The 19,230-nt window shown below is 69.0% G+C and carries 13 protein-coding genes and 3 pseudogenes; 11 read left to right on the forward strand and 5 right to left on the reverse strand.

Going from position 1 to position 19,230, the window contains the following annotated elements:
• Positions 1-41: 41 nt before the first annotated feature.
• The 5 genes from lspA (at position 42) to dnaE (ending at position 6,768) form a co-directional block, all read left to right on the forward strand.
• A complete protein-coding gene (gene lspA, locus CKW28_RS09925) occupies positions 42-617 on the forward strand; it encodes a signal peptidase II (protein ID WP_003923480.1) in 576 nt (191 codons plus the stop codon).
• 11 nt (positions 618-628) lie between these two features.
• Complete coding sequence (locus CKW28_RS09930; protein WP_276007306.1) at positions 629-1,564, forward strand: RluA family pseudouridine synthase; 936 nt, start codon at positions 629-631, stop codon at positions 1,562-1,564.
• Positions 1,558-2,475, forward strand: a complete 918-nt coding sequence (gene rarD, locus CKW28_RS09935) for an EamA family transporter RarD (protein WP_003923482.1) — start codon at positions 1,558-1,560, stop codon at positions 2,473-2,475. Before CKW28_RS09930 ends, rarD begins: the two co-directional genes overlap by 7 nt.
• 105 nt (positions 2,476-2,580) lie before the next feature.
• Complete coding sequence (locus CKW28_RS09940) at positions 2,581-3,159, forward strand: TetR/AcrR family transcriptional regulator (RefSeq protein ID WP_003923483.1); 579 nt, start codon at positions 2,581-2,583, stop codon at positions 3,157-3,159.
• A 72-nt stretch (positions 3,160-3,231) separates the two neighbouring features.
• Entirely contained in the window at positions 3,232-6,768 is a 3,537-nt protein-coding gene (dnaE, locus tag CKW28_RS09945; RefSeq protein WP_003923484.1) for a DNA polymerase III subunit alpha, read from the forward strand.
• On the opposite strand, the gene CKW28_RS09950 is transcribed toward dnaE, so the two are convergent.
• A complete protein-coding gene (locus CKW28_RS09950; protein WP_040545801.1) occupies positions 6,765-6,962 on the reverse strand; it encodes a hypothetical protein in 198 nt (65 codons plus the stop codon). The genes dnaE and CKW28_RS09950 overlap by 4 nt on opposite strands.
• A 202-nt stretch (positions 6,963-7,164) precedes the next feature.
• Between CKW28_RS09950 and CKW28_RS09955 the strand changes: the two are divergent.
• The 6 genes and pseudogenes from CKW28_RS09955 to ilvA form a co-directional block, all read left to right on the forward strand.
• Positions 7,165-7,722: pseudogene (locus CKW28_RS09955) on the forward strand (molybdopterin-dependent oxidoreductase); the annotation flags it as partial.
• Positions 7,719-7,940: pseudogene (locus tag CKW28_RS09960) on the forward strand (nitrite reductase (NAD(P)H) small subunit); the annotation flags it as partial. The pseudogenes CKW28_RS09955 and CKW28_RS09960, both read left to right, overlap by 4 nt.
• Entirely contained in the window at positions 7,912-9,057 is a 1,146-nt protein-coding gene (locus tag CKW28_RS09965; protein WP_040545803.1) for a uroporphyrinogen-III synthase, read from the forward strand. The pseudogene CKW28_RS09960 and the gene CKW28_RS09965, both read left to right, overlap by 29 nt.
• Positions 9,054-9,832 (forward strand): annotated as a pseudogene (locus CKW28_RS09970) (sirohydrochlorin chelatase). Before CKW28_RS09965 ends, CKW28_RS09970 begins: the two are co-directional and overlap by 4 nt.
• Before the next feature lie 105 nt (positions 9,833-9,937).
• Positions 9,938-10,375, forward strand: coding sequence for a nitroreductase family deazaflavin-dependent oxidoreductase (locus CKW28_RS09975; RefSeq protein WP_003923490.1), 438 nt, complete (start codon positions 9,938-9,940; stop codon positions 10,373-10,375).
• Between the two features lie 29 nt (positions 10,376-10,404).
• Positions 10,405-11,718, forward strand: a complete 1,314-nt coding sequence (ilvA, locus tag CKW28_RS09980) for a threonine ammonia-lyase IlvA (RefSeq protein WP_003923491.1) — start codon at positions 10,405-10,407, stop codon at positions 11,716-11,718.
• Between the two features lie 52 nt (positions 11,719-11,770).
• On the opposite strand, the gene CKW28_RS09985 is transcribed toward ilvA, so the two are convergent.
• The 4 genes from CKW28_RS09985 to glgX form a co-directional block, all read right to left on the reverse strand.
• The gene (locus CKW28_RS09985) at positions 11,771-12,904 is read right to left on the reverse strand and encodes a GGDEF domain-containing protein (protein ID WP_003923492.1); all 1,134 of its coding nucleotides are present in this window, start codon (positions 12,902-12,904) and stop codon (positions 11,771-11,773) included.
• A gap of 158 nt (positions 12,905-13,062) precedes the next feature.
• Positions 13,063-14,829, reverse strand: coding sequence for a malto-oligosyltrehalose trehalohydrolase (gene treZ / locus CKW28_RS09990; RefSeq protein WP_003923493.1), 1,767 nt, complete (start codon positions 14,827-14,829; stop codon positions 13,063-13,065).
• Positions 14,816-17,113 (reverse strand): malto-oligosyltrehalose synthase, encoded by a 2,298-nt coding sequence (gene treY / locus CKW28_RS09995; protein ID WP_003923494.1) that lies wholly within the window; start codon positions 17,111-17,113, stop codon positions 14,816-14,818. Before treY ends, treZ begins: the two co-directional genes overlap by 14 nt.
• Positions 17,113-19,230: a glycogen debranching protein GlgX gene (gene glgX / locus CKW28_RS10000; protein ID WP_085975074.1), complete on the reverse strand. Its 2,118-nt coding sequence runs from the start codon at positions 19,228-19,230 to the stop codon at positions 17,113-17,115. Before glgX ends, treY begins: the two co-directional genes overlap by 1 nt.

Genomic DNA, 19,230 nt, shown 5'->3' on the forward strand with positions numbered 1-19,230 from the left:
CGCGGAATTGTCCCCCACCCCGGCTTTGCGATGATGGAGGAGTGACTGATGAAACAACGGACTCGGCTGAGCCGGAGACCGCGGATCACGAAGACGGACCGCGGCCCCGCCGTAGGCTGCGTCTGCTGCTCACGGTCGCGGGGGTGGTGCTCGTCCTCGACATCGTGACCAAGGTGCTCGCAGTGCGGTTCCTCACACCGGGGCAGCCGGTCTCGATCATCGGCGACACCGTCACCTGGACGTTGGTGCGCAACTCCGGCGCCGCGTTCTCCATGGCCACCGGCTACACCTGGGTGCTGACGCTGATCGCCACCGGTGTGGTGATCGGCATCATCTGGATGGGACGCCGACTGGTCTCGCCGTGGTGGGCCATCGGCCTGGGCATGATCCTCGGCGGGGCGATGGGTAATCTGGTCGACCGGTTCTTCCGTTCCCCCGGACCGCTGCGCGGTCACGTCGTGGACTTCCTGTCCATCGGCTGGTGGCCGGTGTTCAACGTGGCCGACCCGTCGGTCGTCGGGGGCGCGATCCTGCTGGTGGTGTTGTCATTGCTGGGGTTCGATTACGACACGGTCGGTCGGCGCAGGAACAGCGGCGCGGCCGGCGACGCCGAGTGACCACCCGGTCGATGCCGGTCCCCGAGGGGCTGGCGGGCATGCGGGTGGACGCCGGGTTGGCGCGACTGCTGGGGCTCTCCCGGACCGCCGTGGCCACCCTGGCCGAAGAGGGCGGTGTGCACATCGACGGTGCGCCGGCCGGGAAATCCGATCGGCTGACCGCCGGCGCCTGGCTGGAGGTGCGGTTGCCCGCGCCGCCGGCGCCGCCGGAGAACAAGCCCGTCGAGATCGAGGGCATGAAGGTGCTCTACGCCGACCAGGACATCGTCGCCGTCGACAAGCCCCCGGGGGTCGCGGCGCACGCCACCGTCGGCTGGCACGGGCCGACCGTGCTGGGTGGGCTGGCCGCCGCCGGGTTCCGCATCTCCACCTCCGGAATCCACGAACGGCAGGGCATCGTGCACCGCCTCGACGTGGGCACGTCCGGGGTGATGGTGGTCGCATTGTCCGAACGCGCCTACACCGTGCTCAAACGGGCATTCAAACAACGCACCGTGGAGAAGAGGTACCACGCGCTGGTGCAGGGCCATCCCGACCCCACCAGCGGGACCATCGACGCCCCGATCGGCCGGCACCGCGGCCACGATTGGAAGTTCGCCGTCGTCGAGGGCGGGCGGCCCAGCATCACCCACTACGACACCATCGAGGCGTTCCAGGCCGCCAGCCTGCTTGACATCGAGCTGGAAACCGGCCGCACCCACCAGATCCGGGTGCACTTCTCTGCGCTGCACCACCCGTGCTGCGGGGACCTCACCTACGGCGCCGACCCGGTTCTGGCCAAACGCCTTGGGCTGGAACGGCAATGGCTGCACGCGGTGTCGCTGGGATTTGCCCATCCGGCCGACGGCCGCCGAATGCAGATCACCAGCCCGTATCCGGACGATCTGCAACATGCGCTGGATGTGCTGCGCGAGGCCGGATCACCGCACGCCCGCGGGGGATGGTGAACACCCGCCGGCAGGGCCTGCTGTGCGGGGTCGGAGCATATCTGTGGTGGGGTCTGTGCCCCGGCTACTTCCCGTTGCTGGCGCCCGCCGGATCAGTGGAGGTGCTGGCCCACCGCATCGTGTGGAGTGTGGTGTTTCTGCTGGTGGTGCTGACCGTCGCACGCCGATTGGGCGATCTGGTCCGGCTGTCGGCGCGCACCTGGCTGTATCTGGCGGCGGCGTCGGCGCTGATCTCGCTGAACTGGGGCACCTACATCTACGCGGTGATGAACGACCACGTCGTGGATGCGGCGCTCGGCTATTTCATCAACCCGTTGGTCAGCGTCGCACTCGGGGTGCTGGTGCTGGGTGAGCGGGTCGGGGGTCTGCAGCGGATCGCACTCGCCGTCGCGGCGGTCGCCGTCGTGGTGCTGACCGTCGAGGTCGGTCAGCCGCCCTATATCGCGCTCGTCCTGGCCGCGTCGTTCGGGATCTACGGTCTGGTGAAGAAGGTCGTCGACGCCGATCCGCGGGTCGGTGTGGCCGTCGAGACGCTGTTGGCATTGCCGCTGGCGGGTGGTTTCCTCATCGCGCTACATCTCTTGGGCGAAGGCAGTTTCGGCAACCACGGCGCCGGCCACACGGTGTTGCTGTTGGCTGCCGGACCGGTGACGGCCATCCCGCTGTTGCTGTTCGCGGCGGCTGCGCAGCGCCTGCCGCTGGTGGTGCTGGGCTTGCTGTTCTACCTCAATCCCGCGCTGCAGATGGCCTGGGGTGTGCTCGTCAACCACGAATCGATGCCGCTGGGCCGGTGGATCGGCTTCGCGCTGATCTGGGTGGCCCTGGCGGTGATGGCGGTGGATGCGCTGCGCCGCGGTGGCGCCGGAACGCCGAATCGGCCCGCCGCCGTCCCCGACCGCGTCGTGCCCTGAGTCGCAGCGCGGTCCGGGGTTTGCGGAATGCCTGCGCAGCGTTGACTTTTGGCTTAGCGTTTGGATGTGGCGCGCAAGCGGTTACGACCGGCAGGCCGACCGCGGATGCGGCCGGCCAGAACCGCTTCGTCGGACACCCGCGCCCGCATCCTCGAGGCGGCGCGCCGGATCATCGTCGAACGCGGCTATCCCGCGGCGACCTGTCAGGGCATCGCCCGCGCGGCCGGGGTGAGCCGCCCGACACTGCACTACTACTTCGCGTCCCGCGAGGAGATCTACGACTGCCTCGTCGAGCAGTCACGCAATCTGCTGGCCGAATGCGCCGAGCGGGCCATGCGGTACGACACGCTGGTGGAGCGGTTGACCGAGTTCGGGTTGCGGCTGCGCGAGGTGGACAGCCGGGACCGTTCCACGATCGCATTCCTGATCAGCGCCCGGCTCGAGGGCATGCGCAACCGGGAGCTCGGCGAGGACCCGGCGATGGCGCTGCGCGAGTTCTTCACCGAGCTGCTCGCGGACGCGGTGGCCGCCGGCGAGCTGCCCTCCGACATCGACATCGAGTCGGCCGTCGAGGTGATGTACACCGTACTGTGGGGCCTGGGGTTCTACACCGGTTTCGTGGAGCGCTCGACGGACATGCTGGTGCTCGCCGAACAGCTGGAGAACCTGTTCGCGAGCGCCTAGCCGAGCACCGCGCGGGACACGCAGCCCGACACGCCGAGGACTGTCGGACCCACCCCATAGACTGGCTGAGCTATGAGCTCCTCCTTCGTGCACCTGCATAACCACACCGAGTTCTCGATGCTGGACGGTGCCGCGAAGATCGGGCCACTGCTGGCCGAGGCGCAACGGCTGGAGATGTCCGCGATCGGCATGACCGACCACGGGAACATGTTCGGCGCCAGCGAGTTCTACAACGCCGCCACCGACGCCGGGATCAAGCCGATCATCGGGGTGGAGGCCTATATCGCGCCCGGTTCCCGCTTCGACACCAAGCGGGTCCAGTGGGGCGATCCCAGCCAGAAGTCCGACGACGTGTCCGGCAGCGGCGCCTACACCCACATGACCATGGTCGCCGAGACCGCCGACGGCCTGCGCAACATGTTCAAGCTGTCGTCGCTGGCCTCGTTCGAGGGCCAGCTCGGCAAGTGGTCGCGGATGGACGCCGAGTTGATCGCCGAGCACGCCACCGGCATCATCGCCACCACCGGCTGCCCGTCCGGGGAGGTGCAGACCCGGCTGCGGCTCGGCCACCACCGGGAGGCGCTGGAGGCCGCCGCGAAATGGCGGGACATCTTCGGCCCGGACAACTACTTCCTCGAGCTGATGGACCACGGCCTCGACATCGAGCGCCGGGTACGCGACGGTCTGCTGGAGATCGGCCGCAAGCTCAACATCCCGCCGCTGGCCACCAACGACTGCCACTACGTCACCCGGGACGCCGCGCAGAACCATGAGGCGTTGCTGTGCGTGCAGACCGGCAAGACCCTGTCGGACCCCAACCGGTTCAAATTCGACGGTGACGGCTACTACCTCAAGTCCGCCGCCGAGATGCGCGCGCTGTGGGACGACGAGGTCCCCGGGGCGTGCGACAACACCCTGCTGATCGCCGAGCGGGTGCAGTCCTACGCCGATGTGTGGACCCCGCGGGACCGGATGCCGGTCTTCCCGGTGCCCGAGGGGCACACCCAGGAGTCCTGGCTGCGGCACGAGGTGCGGGCCGGGCTGCAGCGACGGTTCCCGGACGGCGTCCCGCAGGAGTACCTGGACCGCGCCGAGTACGAGATCGAGGTCATCTGCGCCAAGGGCTACCCGTCCTACTTCCTGATCGTCGCCGACCTGGTGAACTACGCGCGGTCGGTGGACATCCGGGTGGGCCCGGGCCGCGGTTCGGCGGCCGGGTCGCTGGTGGCCTACGCGCTGCGGATCACCGACATCGACCCGATCGAGCACGGACTGCTGTTCGAGCGTTTCCTCAACCCCGAACGCGCGTCGATGCCCGACATCGACATCGACTTCGACGACCGGCGGCGCGGCGAGATGGTGCGCTACGCCGCCGAGAAGTGGGGGCATGAGCGGGTCGCGCAGGTCATCACCTTCGGCACGATCAAGACCAAGGCCGCGCTCAAGGACGCCGCCCGGGTGCACTACGGCCAACCCGGGTTCGCGATCGCCGACCGCATCACCAAGGCGCTGCCGCCGCCGATCATGGCCAAGGACATCCCGCTGTCCGGGATCACCGATCCGAACCATGAGCGGTACAAGGAGGCCGCCGAGGTCCGCGGTCTGATCGAGAGCGACCCGGATGTGCGCCGCATCTACGAGACCGCGCTCGGGCTGGAGGGTCTGGTCCGCAACGCGGGTGTGCACGCGTGCGCGGTGATCATGAGCTCCGAACCACTGATCGACGCGATCCCGCTGTGGAAGCGGCCGCAGGACGGCGCCATCATCACCGGCTGGGACTACCCGGCGTGTGAGGCGATCGGCCTGCTGAAGATGGACTTCCTCGGGCTGCGGAACCTGACGATCATCGGCGACGCGCTGGAGAACATCAAGGCCAACCGGGGCATCGACCTGGATCTGGACACCATCCCGATGGACGATCCGGCCACCTACGAGCTGCTCGGCCGGGGCGACACCCTCGGGGTGTTCCAGCTCGACGGCGGGCCGATGCGCGACCTGCTGCGCCGCATGCAGCCGACCAGTTTCGACGACATCGTCGCGGTGCTGGCGCTGTACCGGCCCGGTCCGATGGGCATGAACGCCCACAACGACTACGCCGACCGCAAGAACGGCCGGCAGCCGATCACCCCGATCCACCCCGAGCTCGCCGAGCCGCTGGAGGAGATCCTGGCCGAGACCTACGGCCTGATCGTCTACCAGGAACAGATCATGCGTATCGCGCAGAAGGTCGCCGGGTACTCGCTGGCCCGAGCCGACATTCTGCGCAAGGCGATGGGCAAGAAGAAGCGTGAAGTGCTCGACAAGGAGTACGAGGGCTTCTCCGAGGGCATGAAGGCCAACGGGTTCTCCGCCTCGGCGATCAAGGCGTTGTGGGACACCGTGTTGCCGTTCGCCGACTACGCGTTCAACAAGTCCCACGCCGCCGGATACGGGTTGGTGTCCTACTGGACGGCGTATCTGAAGGCCAACTACCCGGCCGAGTACATGGCCGGGCTGCTGACGTCGGTCCGCGACGACAAGGACAAGGCCGCCGTCTACCTGGCGGACTGCCGCCGGCTCGGAATCACCGTGCTGCCGCCGGACGTCAACGAGTCCGCGGTGAACTTCACCTCGGTCGGCAAGGACATCCGGTACGGTCTGGGCGCGGTGCGCAACGTGGGCGCCAACGTGGTGTCGTCGCTGATCGCCACCCGGACCGAGAAGGGCAAGTTCACCGACTTCTCCGACTACCTCAACAAGATCGACATCTCGGTCTGCAACAAGAAGGTCACCGAATCCCTCATCAAGGCAGGCGCTTTCGACTCTCTCGGGCACCCCCGCAAGGGGTTGTTCCTGGTGCACGGCGACGCCGTCGAATCGGTGCTCGGCACCAAGAAGGCCGAGGCGATGGGTCAGTTCGATCTGTTCGGTGGTGACGGATCGTCTGAGGACTCGCTCGATTCGGTCTTCACGATCAAGGTGCCCGACGAGGAGTGGGACGACAAGCACAAGCTGGCGCTGGAACGGGAGATGCTGGGCCTGTACGTGTCCGGTCATCCGCTCGAGGGGGTGGCGCACCTGCTGGCCAACCAGGTCGACACCCAGATTCCGGCGATCCTCGACGGCGAGGTGCCCAACGACGCCCAGGTCACCGTCGGTGGCATCCTCAACTCGGTGAACCGCCGCGTCAACAAAAACGGGTTACCTTGGGCCTCAGCTCAATTGGAGGACCTCACCGGCGGCATCGAGGTGCTGTTCTTCCCGCAGACCTACTCGCTGTACGGGGCGGAGATCGCCGACGACGCGGTCGTGCTGATCAAGGCGAAGGTCGCCGCCCGCGACGACCGGATCGCGCTGATCGCCCATGAACTCATCGTGCCGGACTTCAGCAACGCCTCGGCGGACCGGCCGATCGCGGTCAGCCTGCCGACCCGCCAGTGCACCCTGGACAAGGTCACCGCGCTCAAACAGGTGCTGACCAACCACCCGGGCACCGCGCAGGTGCATCTGCGCCTGATCAACGGGGACCGGATCACCACGCTGGAACTGGACCCGTCGCTGCGGGTGACACCGTCGCTGGAATTGATGGGCGACCTCAAGGCCCTGCTCGGCCCGGGCTGTCTGGGTTAGCTGCGGCGCGGCCGGCGCAGGCCGTACATCAGCCAGACCACCGTCGCGGTGGCGGCGCCCAGCAGCACGGCCGGTCCGGCATCGAGGGTGACCAGCCCGACCACGAGAAACACCAGCAGACCCAGGGCGAGCGCGACGAGCTTGTAGCGCGGCCACGGCACGCCCGCGATCAGCACCGTATCCATGCTCGTCATGGGTCCACTATATCGTGTTTTCGGGTGCCCGAAACCTCAGATGTGGGTGTACCCCGTCTCACGTTCAGGCTCGCGGGGCTCACACCCGGGCGGCGGTCGACGTGAGCCACGTTTAGCGTCCCGCTAACGCGACTCGGCATGTTCGGTAATGTCAGCCGACCACGGTGGGGCTGTGACTGCCGGGAATTCAGCCCTGGGGAATGTGGCCACCGGACGTGGCGGTGCCGACTGCGTCCGCACCGCGTGCTCGTACTGCGGTGTCGGCTGCGGCATCGAGGTCCGCACCACGCCCGGACCGGCCGGTCCGGTCATCGCCGGCGTCGCCGGTGACCCGCTGCACCCCACCAACCGCGGCCGACTGTGCACCAAGGGCGCCACCCACGCCGAACTGATGGGCAGCACCAAGGGCCGGGCGCTCACCGCGCTGATCCGGCCGCGCCGCGGCGAACCGCCGGTCCCCGCCCCGGTCGACGATGCCGTCGCCGCGGCCGGTCAGCGGCTCCGGGCCATCCTGGACACCCACGGTCCGGACGCGATCGCGCTCTATGTGTCCGGGCAGTTGTCCCTGGAAGCCCAGTATCTGGCCACCAAGCTGGCCAAGGGCTTCATCCGCACCGCGCATCTGGAAGCCAACTCGCGGCTGTGCATGGCCAGCGCGGCCTCCGGCTACAAACAGTCCCTCGGGGCCGACGGCCCGCCCGGCTCGTATGACGACATCGACCGTGCCGACCTGTTCTTCGTCATCGGCGCCAATATGGCACCCTGGCCGCGGTCGGCAACATCGACCCGTTCGGTCGCGCCGCGGTGATGTCCCGCGGCATCGTCGGCGACCGCCGCGGCGAGCCGACGGTGGCCTCGCCGCTGGGAAAGCAGGTGTTCTCCCTGCTCGACGGTCGGTGCCTCGACGACGAGGCACACCGGCTGCCGGTGTACGACGTCAGGGTGGTCGATGGAATCGTCCAGATCGCGAGCCGCTGACCCGTTGGCCGGCTTCACCGTCGGGGTGACCGCCGCGCGCCGGGCCGAGGAGCTCATCACACTGCTGGAGCGCCGCGGCGCGAACGTGGTGCACGCCCCGGCGATCCGGATCGTGCCACTGGTCGACGACGACGAACTGCGCCGGGTCACCGCCGGGCTCATCGAGGCGCCGCCCGACCTGGTGCTGGTCACCACCGGCATCGGGTTCCGCGGATGGGTGGAGGCCGCGCACGGCTGGGATGTCAGCGACGAGCTGACCGCCGCGCTGGCGTCCACCCGAATCCTGGCCCGCGGACCGAAAGCCCGTGGCGCGGTCCGTCAGGCCGGCCTGTGCGAGGAGTGGAGCCCGGGGTCGGAGTCCTCCGCCGAGGTGCTGCAGCGGCTGCTCGCCGACGGTGTGGACGGGCTGCGCATCGCGGTACAGCTGCACGGCGCGGCCAGTGAATGGGAGCCCGGCACCGACATCTGCGAGGCGCTCGCGCGGGCCGGCGCCCAGGTGATCAAGGTGCCGGTGTATCGCTGGCAGCCGGCGCAGGACTGCCGTCGGGGCGAGCAGCTGATCACCGCGATCCTCGACGCCGACCTCGATGCGGTGAGCTTCACCAGCGCCCCCGCCGTCGCCGCGGTGCTGCAACGCGCCAAGACCCTCGGCGTGCTCGACGATCTGATCGCAGCGCTGCGCACCGAGGTGGCGGTGTTCTGCGTGGGTCCGGTCACCGCGACTCCGCTGCGGAGAATCGGTGTCGACGCCCGCCACCCGCAGCGCTACCGGCTGGGTGCGCTGGCGCGCCTGATCACCGACGAATTGCCCGGCCTGGCAAGGCAGTACCGCGCGGGTGGGCACCACTTGAGCGTGCGCAACGGCAGCGTGGAGGTGGACGGCGAACTGAAGGTGCTGCCCCCGGCGGCGATGGCGCTGCTGCGCCGGCTGCTGGCCACACCGGGCATGGTGGTGTCCCGGGAGGAGCTGCTGGCCGAACTGCCCGGCGGCGGCGACGAAACCCACGCGGTGGAGACCGCGATGGCCCGGCTGCGCTCGGCGCTGTCCGCCCCGCAGGTGGTGCAGACCGTGGTGAAGCGCGGTTACCGGCTGGCCGTGGATCCCGCGGCCACGTGACACCGCACCGGATCCTGGTCGCCCACGGCACCCGTGATCGGCACGGTCAGGCGACCGTCACCGAGATCGCCCTGGCCCTGGCCGCGCGGGTGGGCGCGGTGCGCACCGCCTACGTCGACGTGCTGGCCCCGGGCCGGGGGAGGTGCTCGCCGACACGAAGGGCCCCGCGGTGGTGGTCCCCGCTTTCCTGGCACCGGGCTACCACGTCAACACCGACCTGCCGGCGCGGATCGCCGAGAGCGGCCACCGGCGCGTCACCGTCACCCGGGCGCTGGGGCCCGACCCGGTGCTGGCCGCGATCATGCGCACCCGGCTGCTCGAGGCGGGCTGGTCACCCGGCGACGCGGTGGTGATGGCGGCCGCCGGGTCCTCGGACCCGGTGGCGCGCCGCGGCCTGATGCGGGCCGCGAACCTGCTGGCCGACATGGTGGGGGAGGTGCACCTGGGGTTCATCGCGCAGGCCGGAGCGGCCACCGGGGTGCCGGCGGTGGCCGATCTGGTCGGCCGGCTGTGCCGGTCAGGGGGGCGGGTGTTCGTCGCGTCCTACCTGCTGGCGCCCGGGGTGTTCCACGCCCGGCTGCGCGGTTGCGGTGCCCACGGGGTGGCCGAACCGCTCGGCACCCACCCGGACCTGGTGGCACTGCTGGCCCGGCGGTTCACCCAGGCCGGCCCACCCGGGTGCGGGACGACCCCTTCGGCTTCGTCTTCTTCGCCGTCCCGTTTGCCGGCCCGTTCGCCGGCCCATTCGTCAGCGCAGCCCTCTTCGGGCCCGTAGTCTCGAGGGCGGCGGCGGTCGTCGCGCGCCCCGTGAGCTGTCCGGGGCAGGCTCCGGTGCAACCGACCGGGCAAAAGTGACCACCGATCAGGAGGGATCACCATCATGGCACTCACCGGGGAGTACGAACCCGGCACATCGGACTGGTCCCGGGAGCAGGCCGAGAAGATCATCGCGTCGGGCGGCACCGAGGGCACCGAACTGGGCGGCCGGCCGGTGATCCTGCTGACCACCGTCGGCGCCAAGTCCGGGAAACTCCGCAAGACACCCCTGATGCGGGTCGAGCACGAGGGTGAGTACGCCGTCGTCGCCTCGCTCGGCGGCGCCCCCCGACACCCCGCCTGGTACTTCAACATCACCAAGAATCCCCGCGTCGAGTTGCAGGACGGGACGGTCGTCAAGGAGTACGACGCCCGGGAGGTGACCGGCGCGGAAAAAGCCGTGTGGTGGGAGCGGGCCGTCGCCGCGTATCCCGGCTACGCCGAGTACCAGCAGAAGACCGACCGGCAGATCCCCGTGTTCGTGCTCACCCCGGTTAGCTGAAACACGCAGGTTGGTGGCACCATTGTGCGGTGACCGCCGATCTGACTCACAGCTTGCGCAGGAGCGACCAGTCGCCGCTGAGCGCTGCAGACATCGACGAGGCTGCCGCGCGTCTGGCCGGCGTGGTCACCCGCACACCGCTGCAGTTCTGCGACCGCCTGTCCGAGGCCACCGGCGCGAACATCTACCTCAAGCGTGAGGATCTGCAGGCGGTGCGGTCCTACAAACTGCGCGGCGCCTACAACCTGCTCAGCCAGCTCACCGAGGAGGAGAAGGCCGCCGGGGTGGTGTGCTCGTCGGCGGGCAACCACGCCCAGGGCTTCGCGCTGGCCTGCCGGATGATGGGCATCCACGGCCGCATCTACATCCCGGCCAAGACCCCGAAGCAGAAGCGGCAGCGGATCCGCTACCACGGCCGGGAGTTCATCGAGCTGATCGCGGTGGGGCGCACCTACGACCTGGCCGCGGCGGCCGCGCTGGCCGATGTGGAACGCACCGGCGCCACCCTGGTGCATCCCTATGACGACCCGCGCACCATCGCCGGTCAGGGCACCATCGCCACCGAGATCCTCGAACAGCTCGACGCCGAGGACGGTCCGGGCGGGGGCGGCGAACCCGATCTGGTGATCGTTCCGGTAGGGGGCGGCGGCTGCATCGCCGGCATCACGACCTACCTGGCCGAACGCACCCGCAACACCGCGGTGCTGGGGGTGGAACCGGCCGGTGCGGCATCGATGATGGCCGCCCTGGCCGCCGGCGAACCGGTCACCCTCGACCACGTCGACCAGTTCGTCGACGGCGCGGCGGTCAACCGGGCCGGCACCTACACCCACGCCGCCCTGGCCGCCGCCGGTGACATGGTGTCGATCACCACCGTCGACGAGGGCGCGGTGTGCACCGCGATGCTCGACCTGTACCAGAACGAGGGCATCATCGCCGAACCGGCCGGTGCGCTCGCGGTGACCGGGCTGTCGGAGGCCGAGATCGAACCCGGCTCGACAGTGGTCTGCCTGATCTCCGGCGGCAACAACGACGTGTCGCGGTACAACGAGGTGCTGGAACGGTCCCTGGTGCACCTCGGCCTCAAGCACTACTTCCTGGTCGACTTCCCGCAGGAGCCCGGATCGCTGCGACGCTTCCTCGACGAGGTGCTCGGTGAGGGGGACGACATCACGCTGTTCGAGTACGTCAAGCGCAACAACCGGGAGACGGGGGAGGCGCTGGTGGGTATCGAGCTGAGCTCGGCCGCCGATCTCGACGGCCTGCTGGCCCGGATGGAGGCCTCCGACATCCACGTCGAGCGGCTGGAGCCCGGCTCACCGGCGTACCGGTACCTGACCTGACGGCTGCCCGCGTCCCGTTCGGCCCTGCTGTCGGCCGCCCGGCGTGCATCGGTCAGAAGTCGTCGGCAGCCTGCTCCGGGTAGTGGGCCTCGGTCACCGCGGTCGGGTTGGGGTACTTGCGGTAGCGCGCCTGATTGCCGCCCGCGCGGCGGGCTTCGTACATGGTCGCGCTGGCCACCGCGATCAACTCGTCGAGCAGCGTCTCCGGCGGGCACACCGCCAGCCCCCGCATCGGCGTGCTGACCACCCCGATGCTCGCGGTCAACCGCGGCGGGGTGGTCGCGATCGCCCCCCGCACCCGCTCGACGAGCGGGAACGAATCCGTCGACGAGAACGTGTCGGCGATGAGGAACTCGTCCTGGCCGAGATGGGCCACGAACGCGTTGTGCCGGGTGTTCTCCCGAAGCGTCTGCCCGATCGCCACCCGGGCCCGGTCGGCGGCCGCCTGCCCCTGGGTGTCCCGCAGCAGGCGCAGATTGTCGATGTTGATCAGCGCGATGACGAGTTGGCGGTCGTCGTCGCGGCTGCGGGAGATGAGGTGGCCCGCGGACCGGTAGAACGCATCCCGGTTGAGCAGGCCGGTGAGCGGTTCGATGTCCGCGTCGAGCACATCCACGTCGAGCAGGCCGACCAGCAAATTGCAGGCACACACCACCGCAAATGTCACCACGGTGATGAACACAAATCCGCACACCGCCGCCGCGACCCCCGCGGTCTTGGCCAGCTCGAAAGACAATACCCCAGCGGTAATTGCAGCAAATAGCACTGTGAAAGTGGCATAGCGCGCGCTGTGGAACAACGCCACATAACCGGCGAGCACCGCGAAAGCAGCCGTCCACACCAGCCCGGCGCTCGGATCGGGCAGCGTGAACGCGAACACCGCGATCGCCAGCCCCGCCGCGAGGCTGACCACACGGGACTGGTTACGGCTGGGCCAGCGGTCCCGCAACCAGATCAGGGTGATGACCAGCGCAGTCACCGTGACCGCCACCGCGATCAGCCGTCCCGGCATGCTCTGCGGGCCGGCGGGGCCGGCCAGCATCACCATCGGCATCAGGCCGAGGATCAGCGTGATCGACGCGATGAACCGACAGGTGGACGTGCGAGCCCGGCGAGCCGCCAGAAATGACGTGAACCAGTAATAGTGGTCTGGTTTGCGCCAGGTTCGCCGTAGCGCTTTCAACATATGCAATCCCTTGCAGCGCTGACCGCCGAATATTGATGCGTATGCGTCAATATCTGCGGCCCGGTTACCGAATACAGCTTAGCCCCAGCCCTTCTACCTGTGATACGCGCATTTCTCAGCAAACCACGAAGTGCGCTGGGTGAGACCGTGGTACCGGGTTAATCGCCGGGCTTTCTCAGCACGGCGAATGAATACCGGGGCAATTCGGCGGCGTCCGCCCCGATCCGGGGAGTGTCCCAGGCCAGCAGTACCTGGCCGCTGACCGGCACCCGCACCGGTTCGGAGCCCAGATTGCAGGCGATCGCCAGGGCGCCACGGTGCATCACGATCCACCGCTGCTGCTCGTCGTACTCGATGTGCAGCCGGTCCAGCCACGGATCGGCCAGATCGGGTTCGCTGCGCCGCAGTGTGATCAGACCGCGGTAGGTGTCCAGCAGCCGGGCGTGCTCGCCGCGGCCGATCTCGTCCCACTTCAGCTTCGACCGCAGGAACGTGGCCGGATCCTGCGGATCGGGCACCTCGTCGGCGTCCCAGCCGTGTTCGGCGAACTCCCTCTTGCGGCCTTCCGCGGTGGCGCGGGCCAGGTCCGGCTCGGGGTGCGAACTGAAGAACTGGAACGGTGACGTCGAACCCCACTCCTCACCCATGAACAGCATCACGGTGTAGGGCGAGCCGATCACCAGCGCGGCCTTGACCGCGAGTTGCCCGGCCTCCAGATTCTGCGACGGCCGATCGCCGACCGCGCGGTTGCCGACCTGATCGTGGGTCAGCGTGTAGGCCAGCAGCCGGGTGGCCGGGATCCGGGTGGTGTCCAGCGGGCGGCCGTGCCGGCGGCCCCGGAACGACGAGTAGGTGCCGGCGTGGAAGTAGCCGTTGCGCAGGGTGTCGGCCAACGTTTCGATGGTCCCGAAATCGGCGTAGTAGCCCTGCCGTTCGCCGGAGACAGCGGAGTGGATGGCGTGGTGGATGTCGTCGTCCCACTGCGCCGTCATCCCGAGGCCGCCGCGGTCCCGGGGGGTGATCAACCGCGGGTCGTTGAGGTCGCTCTCGGCGATCAGCGACAGCGGACGGCCGAGTTCGGCGGACAGCGCATCGGTTTCGGCAGCGAGTTCCTCGAGGATGTGCACCGCGGTGGTGTCCACCAGGGCGTGCACCGCGTCCAGGCGCAGACCGTCGGCGTGGAAGTCGCGCATCCAACGCAGCGCGCAGTCCAGGATGTAGCGCCGCACCTCGTCGGCGTGGGCGTCGGCGAGGTTGATCGACTCACCCCACGGATTGCTGCCCGACGACAGGTACGGGCCGAACCGGGGCAGATAGTTGCCGGACGGGCCGAGGTGGTTGAACACCGCGTCGATGAGCACCCCCAGCCCGCGGTTGTGGCAGGCGTCGATCAGCCGGACCAGACCGTCCGGGCCGCCGTAGGGTTCGTGCACCGCGTACCACAGCACCCCGTCGTAGCCCCAGCCGTGGGTTCCGCCGAACGCGTTGACCGGCATCAGCTCGACGAAATCGACACCGAGATCCACCAGGTGGTCGAGCTTGTCGATCACCGCATCGAAGGTTCCCTCCGGGGTGAAGGTGCCGACGTGCAACTCGTAGACGACCGCGCCCTCGATGGACCGGCCCGCCCAGCCCGCATCGCTCCAGGCCTCCGGGTCCGGTGCCCACAGCTGGGACCGTTCGTGCACCCCGTCGGGCTGGCGGGGCGAGCGCGGATCGGGCAGCACCTGCGGGTCGTCGTCGAGGACGAAGCCGTACCGGGCGTCCGGCCGGGCCGGAACCTCCGCCCGCCACCAGTCGCCGGAACGGGTCATGTCATGCAGCGTGCCGTCGACGTCGAGCCGGACCCGCTCGGGCCGGGGCGCCCACACCTCGAAGAGTGTCGGCGGCGTCCTCACCTCACGATCCAGGTCAGACACCGGCACGCTCCAGCAGCACCACGGGCAACCCGGCGAACAGCTCGGCGGCCGGGACCGGGCCGCTGAATCGACCACCGCCGATGCGATCGGTCCACTGCCCGTTGGGCAGGTCGAGAATGGTGTCACCCCAATCGGTCTCGGCCAGCCGGACGCTCCACCGGGTGGCCGCCACCAGCACATCGCCGCCGCGGCCGAAGGCGATCAGGTGCTCGCGCGCCGCGCCCCGGGCCGGCAGCGGCCGGTAATCCCCGGAGACGAAGACGTCCGGACGGTCCCGGCGCAGGCGCAGCGCGGCGCGCACCACCCGCAACTTCGGATGATCCGAGGTGCGCAGCTTCCGGCGCCGCAGCGGGTAGTCGACCGGGCGCCGGTTGTCCGGGTCGACCAGGCTGTCCTCCCACAGCTCGGTGCCCTGGTAGACATCGGGAACCCCGGGAACGGTGAGCGCCAACAATTTCTGGCCGAGAGCGTCGCTGCGGGCATGGTCGTCGAGACGGGCCACCAGCCCGGTGAGCTCGGCGCTCACCGGCCCGTCGATCACCGCGTCGAGCCAGGCGTGCACCCTTGCCTCGAAGGTTTCGTCCGGGTCGTGCCAGCTGGTGTGCAGCGCGGCTTCGCGGATCGCCTTCTCGGCGTACGCGTGCAGCCGGGACCGCAACTCGTCGGTGACGTCGCCGTCCACCGGCCAGACGCCGAAGATGTTCTGCCACAGAAACAGTCCGGTAGACGGATCCGGTGCCGGGCAGCGCTGCTCCCACCCTTGGACGTAGGCCGCCCACAGTGACGGAACCTGGGACAGCACGCCGATACGGGCCCGGACGTCCTCACCGCGTTTGGTGTCGTGGGTGGACAGCGCCACCATCGCCTGTGGCCACTGCCGCGCCCGCGCCGCGGCACGCTGATGGAATTCGGCCAGGCTGACCCCGAAATGCGCCGGTTCACCGCCGACCTCGTTGAGTGACACCAACCGTGGATCGCGGTAGAACAGGCAGTCTTCCATCGACTTCGCGGTGGCGGCGCCGCACAGCTGTTGCAGCCGGACGGCCGCCTCGCCGCCGCGGGCCACCGCGGCCGCGAGGAGCGTCAACGGCTCATCCAGATCCGGTCGCGCCGAGACCGTTTCACCGAACGCCGCGGGGAGCACCAGGGACAGGGTGCGGTAGTCGCTGCGGTACACCCCGATGTTGCCGAGCAACTCCGCGACCGCGGCGCCCAGCTGCGGGTGATCCGATCCGGTGACCGCCGCCACCACCCGGCACAGCCGGGCCAGTTCGCTGCCCAACGTGTCGGTGACCGCCTCGGCCTTGAGCCGCCGGGCCAGATCGTGCACCGCCCGGTGGTCGAATCCGGCCGACTCACACAGTTCGGTGAGTGGTCCCGCGCCGGCCGGATCGATGAACACCCCGCCGATCTCCCGCAGCGCGTCATAGCCGGTGGTGCCGGCGACCGGGAGGGTGGGGTCCAGCGGTTCGTCGACCGCGAGGATCTTCTCGACGCCGATCCAGGCCTGCGGCCCGACAAGCTCGCGCAGCCATTCCAGATACTGTGGCGGATCGGCCAACCCGTCCGGGTGGTCGATGCGCAGCCCGTCCACCAGGTGTTCGTCGAACCACCGTTTGACCTCGACGTGGGTGGCGTTGAACACCGCGCGGTCCTCCTGACGCAGGCCGGCCAGCGACGTGATCGAGAAGAACCGGCGGTACCCGCACACCGCGGTGCGCCAGCCGGTGAGCCGATAGTGCTGACCGTCGTGCACCTCGGGCCCGCTGCCCGAACCGGTGCCCGGCGCGATCGGATACTCCAGATCACCGAGCCGCAACACGTCCCCATCCACCGTCAGGTGTTCCACGTCGGCGTCGGAACCCAGCACCGGCAACAGGATCCGGCCGTCCGGGTCGGCGTCCCAGTCGATGTCGAAGAAGTGCGCGTACTCCGAACCGCGCCCATGCGTGAGCACATCCCACCACCACCGGTTCTGCCGGGGATGCTCCACGCCGACGTGGTTGGGGACGATGTCGACGATCAAGCCCATGTTGCGCCGTCGCGCCGCGGCCGACAGGCGGGCCAGGCCCTCGGGACCGCCGAGCTCCGCCGACACCGTGGTCGGATCCGTCACGTCGTACCCGTGGGTGGAACCCTGCGCCGCGGTCAGGATGGGGGACAGGTAGAGGTGGCTCACCCCGAGGTCGTCGAGATAGTCCAACAGGTCCTCGGCGTCGGCGAAAGTGAAACAGTCGCCGCGCAGCTGCAGCCGGTAGGTCGACAGCAACGGGCGGGAGGCCATCGCCATCACGCCGTCTTACGCAGGATCAGCAGCGACCGCGCCGGCAGCATGAAGGTCTCACCGACCCGCAGCACGACGTCGGTGTCGCCGACAGGGTGGGCGGTGTCCAGCGCACCCGTCCACTCGTGCGCGTAGCCGCCGCCGGGCACCACGACCTCGACGTCCTCATGGTGGGCGTTGAAACACAACAGGAACGAATCATCGGTGATGCGTTCTCCGCGGGCGTCGGGTTCGGGGATGGCGTCGCCGTTGAGGAACACCAGCACGCATTTGCCGAAACCGGCGTCCCAGTCCTCCGGGGTCATCTCCCGACCGTCCGGGGTGAGCCAGGCGATGTCGCGGACCTGCTCGCCGCTGCGGATCGGCTTGCCGTCGAAGAAGCGGCGCCGGCGGAACACCGGATGGTCCCGGCGGAACCGGGTGACCTTGCGGGCGAACGCCAGCAGGTCGGCGTTCTGCTCGCACAGCGACCAGTCCATCCAGGACAACTCCGAGTCCTGGCAGTAGGCGTTGTTGTTGCCGTGCTGGGTGCGGCCGATCTCGTCGCCGTGGGCGATCATCGGGGTGCCCTGGCTGACCATCAACGTGGCCATCATGTTGCGCATCTGCCGGGCCCGCAGCGCCAGGATCTCCGGATCGTCGGTCGGGCCCTCCACACCGCAGTTCCACGACCGGTTGTGGTTCTCCCCGTCCCGGTTGTCCTCGCCGTTGGCCTCGTTGTGTTTCTCGTTGTAGGACACCAGATCGGCCAGCGTGAACCCGTCGTGGCAGGTGACGAAGTTGATGCTGGCCCACGGCCGCCGCCCGGTCGCCTCGTACAGATCCGACGATCCGGTCAGCCGCGAGGCGAACTCGCCGAGGGTTGCGGGCTCGCCGCGCCAGTAGTCACGCACAGTGTCGCGGTATTTCCCGTTCCACTCGGTCCACAAACCTGGGAAGTTGCCGACCTGGTAGCCGCCCGGCCCCACATCCCACGGCTCGGCGATCAGTTTCACCTGGCTGACCACCGGATCCTGCTGGACCAGGTCGAAGAAGCCGCTGAGCCGGTCCACGTCGTAGAGCTCGCGGGCCAGGGTGGCGGCCAGGTCGAACCGGAACCCGTCGACGTGCATGTCGGTCACCCAGTACCGCAGCGAGTCCATGATCAGCTGCAGGGTGTGCGGATGCCGGGCGTTGAGGCTGTTGCCGGTGCCGGTGAAATCCTTGTAGTAGCGCGGATCCTCGTCGAGCAACCGGTAGTAGGCGGCGTTGTCGATGCCCCGGAAGTTGATGGTGGGGCCGAGGTGGTTGCCCTCGGCGGTGTGGTTGTAGACCACGTCGAGGATGACCTCGATACCCGCCTCGTGGAAGGTCTTCACCATGGTCTTGAACTCGGCCACCGCACCGGAGGCGCCGGTCGCGGCGTACTCGTTGTGCGGGGCGAAGAACCCGAAGGTGTTGTAGCCCCAGTAGTTGCGCAGACCCAGGTCGAGCAGCCGCTGGTCGTGCATGAACTGGTGCACCGGCATCAGTTCGATCGCGGTCACGTGCAGCGACTGCAGATGCTCGATGATCGCCGGGTGACACAACCCGGCGTAGGTTCCGCGCAGCGGCTCGGGCACCCCGGGATGGGTCTGGGTCATGCCCTTGACGTGCGCCTCGTAGATGATCGTCTCGTGGTAGGGGATTTTCGGCGGGCGGTCCGAACCCCAGTCGAAGAACGGGTTGGTCACCACGCTGGTCATGGTGTGGCCCAGCGAGTCCACCATCGGCGGGTTACCGCCGGAGGCCGGATCCTCGGCCTCGAGGTCGAAGGAGAACAGCGCCTGACCCCACCGGAAGGCGCCGTCGAAGGTCTTGCCGTAGGGATCGAGGAGCAGCTTGCTCGGGTCGCAGCGCTGCCCCGTGGCCGGATTCCACGGTCCGTGCACCCGGTACCCGTACCGCTGGCCCGGTGTCACCGCGGGCAGATAGCAGTGCCACACATAGCCGTCGACCTCCTCGAGGTTGATGCGGGTCTCGGCGCCGTCCCGGGCGATCAGACACAGCTCGACCCGGTCGGCCACCTCGGAGAACACCGAGAAGTTGGTACCCGCACCGTCATAGGTGGCGCCCAGTGGATAGGCGCTGCCCGGCCAGACCAT

The organism is Mycolicibacterium thermoresistibile, from assembly GCF_900187065.1.
GTDB classification, from domain to species: Bacteria; Actinomycetota; Actinomycetes; order Mycobacteriales; family Mycobacteriaceae; genus Mycobacterium; species Mycobacterium thermoresistibile.